16 protein-coding genes are annotated in these 14,083 nt (G+C 68.1%); 7 read left to right on the top strand and 9 right to left on the bottom strand.

Going from position 1 to position 14,083, the window contains the following annotated elements; genetic code table 11:
- Positions 1-23: 23 nt before the first annotated feature.
- The gene (locus ACQPYH_RS15070) at positions 24-2,126 is read right to left on the bottom strand and encodes a phosphocholine-specific phospholipase C (protein WP_432891584.1); all 2,103 of its coding nucleotides are present in this window, start codon (positions 2,124-2,126) and stop codon (positions 24-26) included.
- A gap of 53 nt (positions 2,127-2,179) precedes the next feature.
- On the bottom strand, positions 2,180-3,271 hold the full coding sequence (locus ACQPYH_RS15065; RefSeq protein WP_432891582.1) for a 3-deoxy-7-phosphoheptulonate synthase: 1,092 nt from the start codon (positions 3,269-3,271) through the stop codon (positions 2,180-2,182).
- 207 nt (positions 3,272-3,478) lie between these two features.
- Here ACQPYH_RS15065 and ACQPYH_RS15060 point away from each other — a divergent pair, with 207 nt between their 5' ends.
- The 6 genes from ACQPYH_RS15060 (at position 3,479) to ACQPYH_RS15035 (ending at position 6,199) form a co-directional block, all read left to right on the top strand.
- The gene (locus ACQPYH_RS15060; RefSeq protein ID WP_432891579.1) at positions 3,479-3,994 is read left to right on the top strand and encodes a GNAT family N-acetyltransferase; all 516 of its coding nucleotides are present in this window, start codon (positions 3,479-3,481) and stop codon (positions 3,992-3,994) included.
- A gap of 131 nt (positions 3,995-4,125) precedes the next feature.
- A complete protein-coding gene (locus ACQPYH_RS15055; RefSeq protein WP_432891577.1) occupies positions 4,126-4,416 on the top strand; it encodes a hypothetical protein in 291 nt (96 codons plus the stop codon).
- Positions 4,417-4,425: 9 nt separating this feature from the next.
- Positions 4,426-4,980, top strand: coding sequence for a histidine phosphatase family protein (locus ACQPYH_RS15050; RefSeq protein ID WP_432891574.1), 555 nt, complete (start codon positions 4,426-4,428; stop codon positions 4,978-4,980).
- Entirely contained in the window at positions 4,967-5,350 is a 384-nt protein-coding gene (locus ACQPYH_RS15045) for a fluoride efflux transporter FluC (RefSeq protein ID WP_432891572.1), read from the top strand. Before ACQPYH_RS15050 ends, ACQPYH_RS15045 begins: the two co-directional genes overlap by 14 nt.
- Positions 5,347-5,712: a fluoride efflux transporter CrcB gene (crcB, locus tag ACQPYH_RS15040; RefSeq protein ID WP_432891569.1), complete on the top strand. Its 366-nt coding sequence runs from the start codon at positions 5,347-5,349 to the stop codon at positions 5,710-5,712. Before ACQPYH_RS15045 ends, crcB begins: the two co-directional genes overlap by 4 nt.
- 199 nt (positions 5,713-5,911) lie before the next feature.
- Positions 5,912-6,199 carry a WhiB family transcriptional regulator gene (locus ACQPYH_RS15035; RefSeq protein WP_432891566.1) on the top strand — a complete coding sequence of 96 codons (288 nt, stop codon included), beginning with the start codon at positions 5,912-5,914 and terminating at the stop codon, positions 6,197-6,199.
- A gap of 10 nt (positions 6,200-6,209) precedes the next feature.
- On the opposite strand, the gene ACQPYH_RS15030 is transcribed toward ACQPYH_RS15035, so the two are convergent.
- From ACQPYH_RS15030 to ACQPYH_RS15005, 6 genes are read right to left on the bottom strand one after another with little or no spacing between them, the layout of a single operon-like run.
- The gene (locus ACQPYH_RS15030; RefSeq protein ID WP_432891564.1) at positions 6,210-6,635 is read right to left on the bottom strand and encodes a PLD nuclease N-terminal domain-containing protein; all 426 of its coding nucleotides are present in this window, start codon (positions 6,633-6,635) and stop codon (positions 6,210-6,212) included.
- 26 nt (positions 6,636-6,661) lie between these two features.
- Positions 6,662-7,534 (bottom strand): ABC transporter permease, encoded by an 873-nt coding sequence (locus tag ACQPYH_RS15025; RefSeq protein ID WP_432891561.1) that lies wholly within the window; start codon positions 7,532-7,534, stop codon positions 6,662-6,664.
- The gene (locus ACQPYH_RS15020; protein ID WP_432891558.1) at positions 7,524-8,291 is read right to left on the bottom strand and encodes an ABC transporter ATP-binding protein; all 768 of its coding nucleotides are present in this window, start codon (positions 8,289-8,291) and stop codon (positions 7,524-7,526) included. Before ACQPYH_RS15020 ends, ACQPYH_RS15025 begins: the two co-directional genes overlap by 11 nt.
- A gap of 25 nt (positions 8,292-8,316) precedes the next feature.
- On the bottom strand, positions 8,317-9,387 hold the full coding sequence (locus tag ACQPYH_RS15015; RefSeq protein ID WP_432891556.1) for an ABC transporter substrate-binding protein: 1,071 nt from the start codon (positions 9,385-9,387) through the stop codon (positions 8,317-8,319).
- Between the two features lie 33 nt (positions 9,388-9,420).
- Positions 9,421-10,335, bottom strand: a complete 915-nt coding sequence (locus tag ACQPYH_RS15010) for a sulfite exporter TauE/SafE family protein (RefSeq protein WP_432891553.1) — start codon at positions 10,333-10,335, stop codon at positions 9,421-9,423.
- Positions 10,336-10,387: 52 nt separating this feature from the next.
- Positions 10,388-10,474: a putative leader peptide gene (locus ACQPYH_RS15005; protein WP_363867744.1), complete on the bottom strand. Its 87-nt coding sequence runs from the start codon at positions 10,472-10,474 to the stop codon at positions 10,388-10,390.
- A 185-nt stretch (positions 10,475-10,659) separates the two neighbouring features.
- Here ACQPYH_RS15005 and ACQPYH_RS15000 point away from each other — a divergent pair, with 185 nt between their 5' ends.
- Positions 10,660-13,245, top strand: coding sequence for a family 78 glycoside hydrolase catalytic domain (locus ACQPYH_RS15000; RefSeq protein ID WP_432891550.1), 2,586 nt, complete (start codon positions 10,660-10,662; stop codon positions 13,243-13,245).
- On the opposite strand, the gene trmB is transcribed toward ACQPYH_RS15000, so the two are convergent.
- Complete coding sequence (gene trmB / locus ACQPYH_RS14995) at positions 13,229-13,936, bottom strand: tRNA (guanosine(46)-N7)-methyltransferase TrmB (RefSeq protein WP_432891547.1); 708 nt, start codon at positions 13,934-13,936, stop codon at positions 13,229-13,231. The genes ACQPYH_RS15000 and trmB overlap by 17 nt on opposite strands.
- Positions 13,937-14,083 lie beyond the last annotated feature (147 nt).

Genomic DNA, 14,083 nt, shown 5'->3' with positions numbered 1-14,083 from the left:
TCCACACCTACCCCATCTGCACCTCAGCCAGTGATGCCGGGCTTCCCCGTTTCCAGGTGACCCGACAGGCGACGGCGGTACGTCGTATCGTCCGGCGACGTGACCTCGACGTCGTACCAGCCGTGGTCGGTCGGCCAGAAGATCGGACTGGTCTGCTTACCGCGCAGCTCGATCGTCGTAGTCTTGCTGCCGTACCCGCGGGACTTGAGCTTCACGGTCAGCGACTTCCGCGAGCCGTTGACGAGGTGGAGCTGGAGTGCGCCGGCGCGGTTCTCGATGCGTACGTCGAGGGCTGCCGCGGCGCCGTCCGACGAACCGGCCACCTCCGCCCAGAAACGGTTCGGCCCCTGGACTGCGACTTCGAACGGGCCGTCGACCGGGATCGCGACAGCGGTCGGCGATTGACTCGGGCTCTTGTCGGCGTGGCTGTGATGTACGTCGAGGTGGGTCGGCGCCGGAAGCTCCCCGCCGTACGGGTAGATGGCGAAGTGGGCCGACTGCGAGCCATGGTTGCTCAGGGCCAGCATCAGCTTGCCGTTGGCAACTGACCCGGAAACCGACGGCCCGTAAGGCAATGCGCGGGCCGGACGGCGGCCGGGCTCCTGTACCGGGATCGCCTGATCGGCGGGCGGCGCGGGGTGCCAGCGGGTGATCGGCGCGGGCACCGGACCCGGCTGGTCGACCGACGGCTGCCGGTACGTGCGGTCGAAGTCGAACGTCGACAGCAGGTCGCCGCACGCGGTCCGGCGCCAGGTGCTGATGTTCGGCTCGCGGACGCCGGTCCATTGCTCGAGGAAGCGCAGTACCGAGGTGTGGTCGAAGACCTGCGAGTTCACGTGACCGCCGACGGACCACGGCGAGACCACGGTCATCGGGACACGCGGGCCGAGACCGATCGGCTGACCGGCGTACCAGTCGTCGCCTTCACCAGAGGCGGGCTGCGGGGCGACCGGCGGCGGCACGTGGTCGAAGTACCCGTCGTTCTCGTCGAAGTTGATCAGCAGCACGGTCTTCGACCAGGTGTCGGGGTCGGAGGCGATCGCGTCGAGGACGTCGTAGATCAGGTTCGCGCTGCCGATCGGCGTCGACGAGCCGGGGTGCTCGGAGTCGACCGCGGACGGGACGAGCCAGCTCACCTTCGGCAGCGTGCCGGCCTTGATATCGGCGCGCAGCCGCGGAACGAGCGACTCCGGCTCGGACCGGTACATCGCGTTGCGGAACAGCTTCTGGTCCTTGATCGGCAGCTTCTCGACGGCCGCGTCGAGCAGCTTCAGCGCGTCCGCGCGCTCGGCGTCGGTCTTCGCGAACAGCTTGTCGTAGAACTCCTCGGTCGTCCGGTAGCCCGGCACGTTGGCCAGGATCCGGTGGCCGATGTCCTTGAACGTCTTGAAGTACTCGACCGCGTTGTCGGTGAAGTTGTCCCACTCCTGGTAGATCTGCCAGGAGACGCCGGCCTTCTCCAACCGTTCCGGGTACGCCGTCCAGTCGTAGCCGACGTGGTTGTAGTCGTACGCCGCGTTGGTGACCGCGCGCTGCGTCGTACCGGGCTCGTAGCCGGTCGTTCCGGACCACAGGTAGTTGCGGTTCGGGTTGGTCGATCCGTTGACCGAGCAGTGGTACGCGTCGCAGATCGTGAACGTCTCGGCGAGCTCGTACTGCAGCGGGAGGTCGCCGCGCTCGTAGTGGGTCATGGTGGCGGCCGTCTTGGCCTGCACCCACGCGTCGTTCCAGCCGTCGGCCCAGGCCTGCGTCGCGTCGCTGAAGCCGTGGGCCAGCGCGCCGAGGTACTGGATGTCGTCGAGGTTGCGGCCCTCGTCGGCGGCGGCCTTGCTCAGCGAGAACGGCAATACCTCGCCGCCGCCCGTCTTCGGCTGGTGGAAGATGCTCTTGCCGTTGCGCAGCCGCAGCGGCTGGCGGTCCCCGTACCCGCGGATCCCGCTCAGCGTCCCGTAGTAGTGGTCGAACGATCGGTTCTCCTGCATCAGCACGATCACGTGCTCGATCGCGCGCAGACCACCACGTCGCACAGGTTGGGCCATCGCGGTGTGCAGCGACGGTGGGAGCAGCGAGACCGCTACCCCACCCGCCACCGAACCGAGCACCAGGCGCCGGGAGATCTCAGTCATGGTCCGGACGTTAGGTTCGCCCTTTGACCGCTCGGAGACCTCCAGATGAACACCTATCCCCGTCGAACGATTGCTGCATCCCGCAGATCTTGCAGCGTCTGCTCGGTCGTCTCCCAGCCCATGCAGGCGTCGGTGATCGACTGCCCGTAGGTCAGCTCCCGGGTCGGGTCGAGGTCCTGGCGACCCTCCTGCAGGAACGACTCGAGCATCACGCCGACGATCGACTTGTCGCCGGCCGCGACCTGCGCGCCGATCTCCTCGGCCACGACCGGCTGGCGGCGGTGGTCCTTGCGGCTGTTGCCGTGACTCGCGTCGATGACGACCCGCTCCGGCAGTCCTGCCTTACGGAGGAGCTCGACGGCGCCGGCGACGGACTCCGCATCGTAGTTCGGGCCGCTGTCGGAGCCACGCAGTACGAGGTGGCAGTCCGGGTTGCCGCGGGTGTGCAGGATCGCGGGCGCGCCGTCGTGGTCGATACCGGTGAAGACGTGCGGTACGGCGGCGGCCTTGATCGCGTCGACGGCCGTGGCGATCGAGCCGTCGGGGCGGTTCTTCATCCCGATCGGCATCGACAGGCCGGACGACAGCTGCCGGTGCACCTGGCTCTCGACGGTGCGTGCGCCGATCGCACCCCAGCCGACGGTGTCAGCGATGTACTGCGGGGTGATCGGGTCGAGGAACTCGCAGCCGGCGGGCAGGCCGAGCTCGGTCACCTGGACGAGGAGCTGGCGGGCGATGCGCAGACCGCGGTTGACGTCGCCGGAGCCGTCGAGGCCCGGGTCGTTGATCAGGCCCTTCCAGCCGAGGGTGGAGCGCGGCTTCTCGAAGTACACGCGCATCGCGATCAGCAGGCCGTCGGAGAGGCGCTCCGCGACCGGTCGCAGTCGTTCGGCGTACTCGAGGGCCGCCTTCGCGTCGTGGACCGAGCACGGGCCGACGACCACGAGCAGCCGGTCGTCGACGCCGTTGAGTACGTCGGCCACCGCCTGCCGTCCGTCGGCCACGCGCCCGGCGAGCTCGTCGTTGAGCGGGAACTCGTCGTGCAACGCCTGCGGGGTGATCAGCGGGACGGTCTTCTCGATCCGCCGATCGACGACACGCGCCTGTTCGGTCGTCTGTTCGGTCGGTCTGGGGAGGGTGTTCATCGGGGGACCTTTCCGCCGGTCCGCTCGCGTTGCAGCGCAGGCAGCCGGCTGGTGGGACGAGAAAAGCCAAGGACGGATGTCCTTGGCTTCGGGCCGGCTGCGGTGTCTGCGGTTGGGCGTCAGCGATCGGCTGAGCTGCCCGGCACCAGAGCCGGCCACTCAAAAAATCGCCAATAGCTGCGCTTCACGTCGACGACAATAGCACCCGTGAACATCCGTACCGCCCATCGAGACGAACTCCCCGCTCTCCAGGACCTGGAGACAGCCGCCGGCGTCCTCTTCCGCGACATCGGCATGACCGACGTCGCGGACCACCCGCCGCCCGCGCTGGAGGCCTTCGAGGAGTACCGCCGGGACGGCCGGCTCTGGGTCTCGGCCGACGAGGCGGACCGGGTGACCGGGTTCGTCCTGGTCGAGCTCGTCGACGGGGCCGCGCACATCGAGCAGGTCAGCGTGCATCCCGAACACCAGGGTCGCGGGATCGGACGGGAACTGATCGCGTACGTCGACCAATGGGCGGCCGGCGAAGGGCTTGCAGCGTTGACGCTCAGCACGTTCCGCAGTGTGCCGTGGAACGGGCCGTACTACGCGCGGCTCGGATTCTCGGAGTTGGCCGGCGACGAGTTGACGCCGGGATTGGTGCGGATCCAGGCCGCGGAAACGGCGTTCGGACTGGACCCGGCGGAGCGGATCTTCATGCGGCGGGCGGTTGCCGGTCAGTAACCGGATGCGGTGTGGGCTCGTTGATGGCTGCAAGACCGGCTAGACGACGGGGAGTGCTGCAGGTGGTGAGGCCACGGACCTTTGAGTTGGTTCGGTATCGGGATCCGAGTGGGGTTTCGGGGACCGGAGTGGTGGCTGAGGGATGTGAGTTCAGCGACGGCTCGGTGGCCTTGCGATGGCGGGGTGACAACCCGGCCACCGCCGTCTGGCCCAACCTCGATTCGGTGCTCGCTGTGCACGGGCACCAAGGGGCGACCGAGGTCCGCTGGGTCGAGGGTCAGAGCCCGTCGGCGCCCCGCGCCGGCCTCGACAACCTGTTCGACGAACTGCACCAGGTCAAGCCGCCGTCGTCACTGACCGATCCGCTTCCGCCGCCGCCCGGCCACGCCCGTGGATGGGCAGGGGCCAGGCATCTGAGGTAGAACGTGGCCGTGACACAGATCTACCTCGTCCGGCACGGTGAGCCGGACTACGAGCCGATCGATTCCCGGGGGCTGCCCGGGATGGCGGCCGACTCCGCCCCGCTCAGTGCCGTCGGGATGAAGCAGGCCGAGGAGCTTGCCGACCTGCTCGGCGGCATCCGCGCGACGTACCTGGTCAGCTCGCCGCTCACCCGCGCCCTGCACAGCGCCGCGATCATCGGCCACCGGCTCGCGCTCGGCGTACGGGTCGACTACGACCTGCGCGACTGGCTGCCGGACCAGACCGGCCTGTGGCGCAGCATCGCCGACGTCCACGCCGCACAGGCGGAGTTCGAGGAGTACGACGGGGAGTGGCCGGAAGGCGTCCAACGACCGTGGGAGCCGCTGTCCCAGGTCCGCGAGCGTGCCCGCGCCGCCCTCGCCCGGCACACCGCCAGCACCGACGGACCGGTCCTCGCGATCACCCACGCAACGGTGATCCGGGCGCTGACCGGCGAGAAGGACACGGCCCACGGCGCCCACGAGTACTACCACTACGATCCGGCTTCCGATGCCGGAGTCTGAGCTCCCGCGCATCCTGGGCGTCGTCGCTCTCGGTGGTGTGATCGGGTCACTGGCCCGCTACGGACTGGCCGAAGCGGTGCCGCACGGAGCGACCGGTTTCCCCTGGGCGACGTTCGTCACCAACGTGCTGGGATGCTTCGCGATCGGCGTTCTGCTGGCGCGTTTGACCCCGCGACATCATCCGCTGCTGAGACCCTTCCTCGGCACCGGCATCCTCGGTGGCTTCACGACGTTCTCGACGTTCGCGGTCGACACCGAGAAGCTGCTGCACGTGCAGATGGTTGTTGCATTCGTCTACTTCTTCGGCACGATCGCTGCGGCGTTGGCAGCGGCAACGATCGGCGAGCACGTCGGCGGTCGGACGCGATGAACATCCTGCTGGTCGCACTCGGCGCCGCGGTCGGTGCACCGCTCAGGTTCCTGGTGGACAAGCACATGGTGGCCCGGTTGTTGCTCGGTGCCCGGATCGAGACCCCGTTGCCGTTGGGAACCTTCGCCGTCAACATCCTCGGCAGTTTTCTGCTCGGGTTGCTGACCGGCGTCGGCAATCACACGATCGCTTTGCTCGTCGGCGTCGGGTTCTGCGGCGCGTTCACGACGTACAGCACGTTCGCGGCCGAGACGACGGCGCTGGCCGCTTCCGGACATCGCCGTAAGGCGTTGCTCAACGTGGTGCTGAACCTGGGTACCGGACTGGTCGCGGCCGTTCTCGGAGCGTGGCTGAGCAAGTGACTCATGTCACACGACGTGATGACGTGAACACCTACACCGCCTGTTGTGCGCCTGATTGAGCCCCGATCACGGGCCGCAACGGCACGTGGTGATAACGAATGGCCCGAACTTCGAGACAACAAGGGTTGAACTACGTAAGAGATGAGCATAGTTTTCACCGAGCGCCCGTCCGCGCTCACGGTGAGTCAAGGAGGTTGCCATGTCGAGAGGGATGCCTCGCCTGCCCCGCCCGCTCATGGATCTGTGGGACTGGCAGTCACAAGCCGCATGCCGGGACGTCAACCCGGAGCTCTTCTTCTCACCCGAATCGGAGCGTGGCGTTCGCAAACGCGCCCGCGAGATGGTGGCCAAGTCGCTGTGCGGTACCTGCCCGGTCCAGCCCGAGTGCCGGCAGCACGCGCTCTCCGTCGGAGAGCCGTACGGCGTCTGGGGCGGCACCACGGAGTCCGAGCGCGACAACGACCTCCCCGAGCGGAAATCGGCGTAGGAGCTGCCCGCTACAAACCTGTGGCAGTTCCCTCGTCGTTCTCGGACGGGGAATCGTCGTCCTTGCTCTTCGGGCTCTTCGGGCTCTTCGGGTTCTTCGGGGCCTTGTTCGTGGGGTCTTCGGGCTCCGGCGGCTTGATCGTCGTACGCGGGTCCCGGTAGCGGTCCAGTGACTTCAGGAAGTCCGGATCGTCATCGGGCGCCAACGGGCGGCTGACCGGCCGCGACGGCCGTACGACGGCCTCGCGGCCGCCACCGCCCTGCGTGCGCGACATGAGCAGCCAGACGATCGGCCCCACGAACGGGACGAACACGATCAGGACGATCCACACCAGCTTGGGCAGGTGCGGCACGTCCTCGTCGGGTGTCTGGATGCAGGAGAACAGCGCATACACGCTGAGCACCAGGCTGATCAGGAACGGCAGGAATCGAACCACGCTCCAACAGTACGGCTCGGACCCGATCAGCGGGCGGACGTGGTGAGTCCCCGCGCGCGCAGAACCGAATTCTCGAGCGGGCGGAACACGAGTAGTTCGATGCCGACGCCGACCACGAAGATCAGCACGATGCCGGCGAACACCATCGAGATGTCCGACAGCGACATGCCGTTGTGCAGGTACTGCCCGAGGCCCTCACCGAGCTCCGGGGAGGTCGCGATCAGCTCGGCGGCCATCAGCGAGCGCCACGAGAACGCCCAGCCCTGCTTGAGTCCGCCGAGGAACCCGGGCAGCGCGGCCGGCAGCAGGATGTACCGGATGCCGCCGAGCCGACCGGCACCGAGGGCTTTGCCGACCCGCGGCAGGATCGGCGGCACCTGATCGAGACCCGAGACGAGCCCGTTGGCGATCGAAGGCACCGCGCCGAGCAGAACGACCCAGTAGATGGCGCGGTCGTTGAGCCCGAACCACAGGATCGCGGCCGGCACCCACGCGACCGAGGGCAGACTCTGCAGGCCCGAGATGAGCGGCCCGATGCCTCGGCGTACGACGGTGATGTTGGCGATCGCGAGCCCGAGCGGTACGGCGATCACCAGCGAGATCGCAAAGCCGATCACCGCGCGGTGGACCGATACCCAGAAGAGTTCGGCGATGTCGCCGCTGGTCACGAGCTGCCAGATCTGACTCCAGACGGCCGCCGGTGCCGGCAGTTTGAACTCGGGCCAGAACGCCGCGGCCCACAACGCCTGCCAGATCGCGACGAGGACGACGATCGCTCCGATCGGCGGCAGCACGCGCGCGGCGATCCGCCATACCTGGGAACCCTCGGTCGTGCTGACCGGAGTGTCGAGCGCGTCGAGACCGGCCTCGACAGATCCTTCCTGAACGTCAAGCGGCATGACTGCTGATCACCTTGCGCAGTGCGGTGTTGATCTCGTCGACTGCTTCGGGGGCGTCCTCGACATCCCACTCCTGTACGACGCGGCCCGGTCGCGACGAGAGCAGTACGACGCGTTGGCCGAGTCGCACCGCTTCGCGGACGTCGTGGGTGACGAACAGGATCGCCGTACCGGTCGCTCGCCAGATCCTCAAGAGCTCGCCCTGCAGGACGTCGCGGGTGATCGCGTCGAGGGCGGAGAACGGCTCGTCCATCAGCAGCAACGACGGCTTCCCATCGGTGCTGTCCGTGGTCGACGCAAGCGCCCGTGCGAGAGCAACGCGTTGCCGCATGCCGCCGGACAGCTCGTGCGGGCGCTTGTCCCCCAGGCCGGCCAACCGCACCAGCTCGAGCAGCTCGGCCGCCTTCGCGCGCCGCTGTGCCTTCGGTACGCCGGCCATCCGCAACGGCAGCTCGACGTTCCCGGCCGCCGTCAGCCACGGCATCAGCGCCGCCTCCTGGAAGACGACCGCCGGGCGCGACGAGTTCAGCTCGATCCGCCCCGCCGTCGGCTGGTCCAGGCCCGCGACGAGATTGAGCAGCGTGGTCTTGCCGCAGCCGGACGCCCCGAGCAGGCAGACGAATTCGCCGGGCTCGACCTCGAGATCGACGCCGTCCAGCGCGACCACCGACTTCCGGCCGGTCCCGAACGTCTTGCCTACTTGATGAAAGCGCACCGGGCTCAGCACGTCCGGCAAGGTTTCGATGGTCGCGGTCATGGCCTGCCTCCTACTACTCGTCCGGCTACTTCGAGTCCAGACCGGCGGCGTCCACCGTCGGCTTTCCTGCCTTGCTGAGTACGTCGTTCAGCGGGCCGAGGTCCGCGAAGCCGGCCACCGCCGGGGCTTGTTTCGCGATCCCGGCCGTGACCTGGTCCTTGGCCAACTGCGGGAACGTGCTCGCGATCGGGTCCGCGGTGATCTGGATGTTCTTGAACGCCCGATCGATCACGGCCGGCTTCAGGGCCTTACCGGTCGCTGCCTTCAGCTGGTCGTTCACGATGGCCTTCGCGTCGGCGGGGTTCGTGCTGCTGTAGTCGATCGCCGCGAGGAGCCCGGTCAGCAGGGCCTTGACGGTCTCGGGGTGCTCCTGCAGGAACTGGGTCCGGACGATCAGAACAGTCGTCGGGAACTTCCCGTCCGGCCACAACGACGCCTCGTCGAGCAGCACCTTCGCGCCCGCGTCGAGAACCAGCCGCGACGACCAGGGCTCCGGGAGCCAGGCGGCGTCCACGTCACCCTTCTTGAACGCGTCGAGCGTCTGCGCGTTCTCCAGGTTGGTGACCTTGACCTTGCCGGTCAGCCCCTTCTGGGCGAGCCACTTCTTCAGCGACACGTCTTGGGTGTTGCCGAGCTGCGGAGTGACCACGGTCTTGCCGATCAGGTCCTCCGGCTTGGTGATCGTCGGCTTCACCACGAGCTGAGCGCCGCCGGACGTCGCGCCGGCGATCAGACGGACCGCCTCGCCGTTGGACTTCGCGTACGCGTTGATGGCGGGACCGGAGCCGATGAAGCCCGCGTCGAGCGAACCGCCGAGCAGCGCACCGACCTCCTCGGGACCGGCGTTGAACTTGGTCGGCACCAGCTTCGTGCTGCCGAGGTCCTTGGTGAACAGACCCTTGCCGAGACCGACGAGCGCGGCGGCATGGGTGACGTTCGGGAAGTAGCCGAGCCGCAGCTCGGTGGCGGGACCCTTGTCGCTCGACGCGGCGGCCGTGTCGTCGCTGCCGCCGGCGCGCGAGCAGCCGGCAGCGGCGAGGGTCAGGGCCACAGTGGCGGCGAGCAGGCGGAACGGACGGATGGCGGAGATGCTCACGAGAAGACCTTTGTCTTGAAGGAAGGCGAAGCTTCAGGAAGCGGGCTCGAGCTCGCGCTCGACCGTGACGGCCTCGGTGTCTGCTTGGGTGTCTGCCTGGCGGCCGCTGATCCGGACGCCGTAGACGACCAGCCCTGCCCAGGCGGCGACGAGAGCCGTGTAGACGGCGTACCGCGGGCCGGTGGCGACGTCGAGGCCGTTCAGCAGGGTCCGTGCGTTGGTCAGGATCAGCACCAGGCCGACCGCGACCCCGAGCCAGCGGGTCGCCAGCCGGGACACGAGCCAGGCGGCGATCGGGGCCGCGATGACGCCGCCGATCAGCAGTGCGGCCACGATGCCGTACGGCAGGTTGTCGCGGCCGAGGCCGAACAGGAAGCCGATGCTCGCGGCGACCGAGACCAGGAACTCGGCCGCGTTCACCGACCCGACCGCGCGCCGCGGTGCCAGCTTGCCGCTGGACAGCAGCGCGGAGTTCGCGACCGGTCCCCAGCCGCCACCGCCGGTGGCGTCGATGAAGCCGGCCACCAGACCGAGCGGACCGAGGAACCTCCCGGCCGGACGGCCCTCGATCACGGCGCGGACCTTCCCGGTGCCGAACCGGACCAGGATGTAGACGCCGAGCAGGAGCAGCAGACCGGCCACCCACAACGACGCCGACTCGGTCGACAGGCTGGACAGGAACGTCGCGCCGACGAACGCACCGACCGCGCCCGGCGCACCGATCAGCGCGACCACGCGCCAGTCGACGTTGCCGAAACGCCAGTGCGACAGGCCCGAGGCGAGCGTGGTGCCGACCTCGGACAGGTGCACCGAGGCGGAAGCGACGGCCGGGGAGATCCCGGTCATCAGCAGGGCCGTACTGGCGGTGACGCCGTATGCCATGCCGAGCGTGCCGTCGACGAGTTGGGCGATCGAGCCCAGCAAGGCGATCAGAATGAGACGACGCACAGAACTACTCCTACGGGTCGGGGAGGAGACAGGCGGAGTGGTACGCCGAAGGTCAACAACCCGAGGAGTTCACGCGGAGCAGATCAACGTGCCGACGGCGCGTCAGCGCATCGCCGGGAGCGTTCGAGGTGATCTGCACACATCCATGAAAGCGCACAAAGTCGAGCAAGATGCTCAGGTTTCAGCATTTGGGACGGTGAATCACTAATCGAGACAAACGATCACCTGACGAGCGCAGCGAGTCATCAATGTGCACTGCCGATCATCGGCCAGATCTGGTCATACGGTTGAATGCCGCGCGGCCTGCTGCCTACGGTCCTGTGCGTGCTGACTCCCCGCTCTCTGAAGACCGAGTACGCCGTCCGACCGCTCGGTGTCGACGTGAACCGGCCGCGGTTCAGCTGGGTCGCCACCGCTCCCGGGTACGGCGCGACGCAGACGGCGTACCAGATCCTCGTCGCGTCCGCGCCGGAGCTGTTGACTCCGGACACCGCGGATGTCTGGGACTCGGGGAAGGTCGACTCGGCGCGGACCTTCGGCGTCGAGTACGACGGGCCGACGGCGGCGCGGACGCAGTACCACTGGACCGTCCGGTTGTGGGACGAGCAGGCCGGTGAGTGGGCAGCACCGGAATGGTTCGAGACCGGTCTGCGTGAGGAGGGTTTCGGCTCGGCGCAGTGGATCGGAGGGGCGACCGACAGCGCTCCCCTGCTGCGGCGCGGATTCGCGGTCGACGGGACCGTGCGCCGGGCGCGGTTGTATGCGAGCGGTCTCGGGTATGCCGACCTGCGGCTCAACGGGCAGGCGGTGAGTGACGCCGTACTCGATCCCGGCTTCACGGCCTACGACCATACCGTACTGTATGGTACGCACGATGTGACCGAGCTGCTCGTGCCCGGCGACAACGTGGTCGGGGCTGAGCTCGGGCGTGGGTTCTTCGGCCTGACCTCGGTCAATGTCTGGCGTTGGCATCAGGCGCCATGGACCGCGGACCCACGGCTGATCGCCCGGCTGGTTGTCGAGTACGACGACGGGCGCGTGGACGAGATCGTCACGGACGAGTCGTGGCGCATCACCGGCGGACCGACGCTCTCCGACTCGCTCTATCTGGGCGAGACGTACGACGCCCGTCGCGCGCTGCCGGGATGGGACGCGCCCGGATTCGACGACTCGTCCTGGACGACGGCCGCCGTTGTCGAGGCGCCGAAGGGGAAGGTGACCGCGCAGGCGCACGAGCCGATCCGGGTGGTCGAGACCGTGGACCCGGTCGACGTCACCGAGGTCCGGCCGGGTGTGTGGATCGTGGACTTCGGGCGGACCGTCGCAGGCTGGACGAAGCTCTCCGTGACAGCGCCGGCCGGTACGATGATCAGCCTGACGCACGGCGAGACGGTTGCTGATGGCAACGTGGTGGCGGAGAACGGGCACGTCGACGGCGATCGGATCCAGCGCGACGAGTATGTTGCGGCCGGCAACGGTGCTGTCGAGGTCTGGGAGCCGCGGTTCTCGTACAAGGGCTTTCGGTACGTGCAACTCGAAGGTGCGCGAGCCGAGGTGCAGATGCGGGTGGTGAACTCGGACGTCAGCAGTGTGACCCGGTTCGCTTCGTCGCAGGCGCCGTACGAACAGTTCGAGCACGCGATGCGGCGTACGGTCCTGAGCAACTTGCACGGGATCCCGACGGACACGCCGTTCTTCGAGAAGAACGGGTGGACCGGCGATGCGCAGGTGGGTTCGCCGACGATGCTGGCGACGCTCGATCTGGCGCGGTTCTTCACTAAGTGGCTGGGCGACATCCGGGACAGCCAGGCAGACTCCGGGCAGTTGCCGGTGATCGTGCCGACGAGCGGGTGGGGGTTCATCGACCTCTCCCCCGCGACCGAGTGGCCGACCGTGTATCCGTTCCTGCTCCGCGAGATGTACCGCTGGTACGGCGACGAGCGGCTGCTGCGCGAGCACTGGGAATCGCTGACTCGTTATCTGTCCTGGGAGCTCGGCCGGGTCGAGGACGGGTTGTCGGTGAGCGTGCTCGGCGACTGGCTGCCGCCGGGATACGGGAGCGGTCCGGCACCGGAAGACCGGCGGCTGACGGGTACGGCGTACCTGTATCGGGCGGTCGTGGTCGCGGCGGAGATCGGCGACTTGATTGGGCAGCCCAACGACTATCGGAAGGCAGCCGGCGAGCTCGCCGACGGGTTGAACGCGGCCTTCCTGGATCGATCGGCGGGATGGTACCGGTCGGCTGAGGATCCGGACTATCGGCAGACGTCGAATGCCGTGCCGCTCGCGTTCGGGATGGTGCCGGACGACATGGTTGCGCAGGTGGCGGCCGGGTTGGCCGCTGACGTCGAGGCGCGCGGATTCCATCTCAACACGGGATGCCTGGGCGTCGGCGTACTGCTGCCCGTGCTGACTGCGCACGGGTACGGCGATGTGGCAACGAAGGTCGCGCTGCAGCGGAGTTATCCGAGCTGGGGTTACTGGTTCGATCTCGGCGCGGACACGATGTGGGAGAAGTGGGAGGACGACTCGCGGTCGCGCAACCACTACTTCCAGGGCACGGTCGTGCAGTGGATCTTCGAGAACGTCGCCGGGTTGCGCGTGGTCGATGCGGGCTGCGAGCGGATCGTGGTCCGGCCGGACGCGCGCGACGAGGTGAACTCGGCGAGCATCCGGACCGAGACGATCCGCGGGCGGGTATCAGTCTCCTGGCAGCGGACCGGTCGGGTGCTGTCGTTGGAGGTGCAGGTGCCGGTCGGTACGACGGCAGAGGTCCATGTGCCGTCAGCGGCTGCCGCGGACGTTGCCGCCGTACCGCAGTCGTTTGCGGGCGACGCGACGTACGACGACGGGTACACGATCTTCACCGTGCCGGCCGGGCAGTGGCACTTCACTAGTCGGTCTGCGTGACCTTGGTATAGATGAGGTCGCGCACGTCGCGGCCCTCGGCCTGGGCGCGGGACTCGAACTTGGTGACCGGGCGCCATTCGGGACGCGGGGCCCAGCCGTCGTACTGGTTGCGCAGCGACGGCTCGGCTTCGCAGGCGGCGAGCATGCGATCGGCGTAGTCCTGCCAGTCCGTTGCCAGGTGCAACGTTCCGTCGGATTGGAGGCGGGAGGCAACCAGTTTGACGAACGGCGGGCTGACCAGGCGGCGCTTGTGGTGGCGCTTCTTCGGCCACGGGTCGGGGAAATAGATGCGTACGCCGGCCAGCGTGCCCGGCGCGACGTGATCGCGGAGGAAGTCGAGCGCGTCGCCCTTGAGCAGCCGGACGTTGTCCAGGTCGTACTTCTCCACCCACAGCATCAGCTGTCCCAGGCCGGCCGGGTACACCTCGGCGGCGAGATGGTTGACCTCGGGCGCGGCGACGGCGAGCTGCGCCGTCGCCTCGCCCATGCCGGAACCGATCTCCAGCACGGTAGGCGCTTCCCGGCCGAACCACTTGGTGAGATCCAGCTCACCCGACGGCAGGTCCTCCTCCGTACGGCCGAGCTCCGACCAGTGTGTCTGCCAGACCCGCGTCTGCCCAGCCGTCATCCGAACACTGCGCCGGACCGTGCTGAAGACTCCCGGTTGCCTGACGTGATCCACTGTTTCCACCGCCAGGAGTGTATAGGTCCTGTCTGGTGATCCAGCGCCGTAGCGAGGAGGTGCTCGGTGCGGTGCATCGGCGCGCGGGGGCGAAGGGGTCGATGCGGAGCATCGTTCCCTTTGCACCCGTGCGGCGAGGTGCCGTGCCGAGTGCCC

Origin of the sequence: Kribbella sp. CA-245084 (assembly GCF_050942355.1) — a bacterium.
In the GTDB taxonomy this organism is placed as follows: domain Bacteria; phylum Actinomycetota; class Actinomycetes; order Propionibacteriales; family Kribbellaceae; genus Kribbella.
Note: the sequence above shows the minus strand (reverse complement) of the source record. Positions and strands in the feature narration are given on the sequence as shown.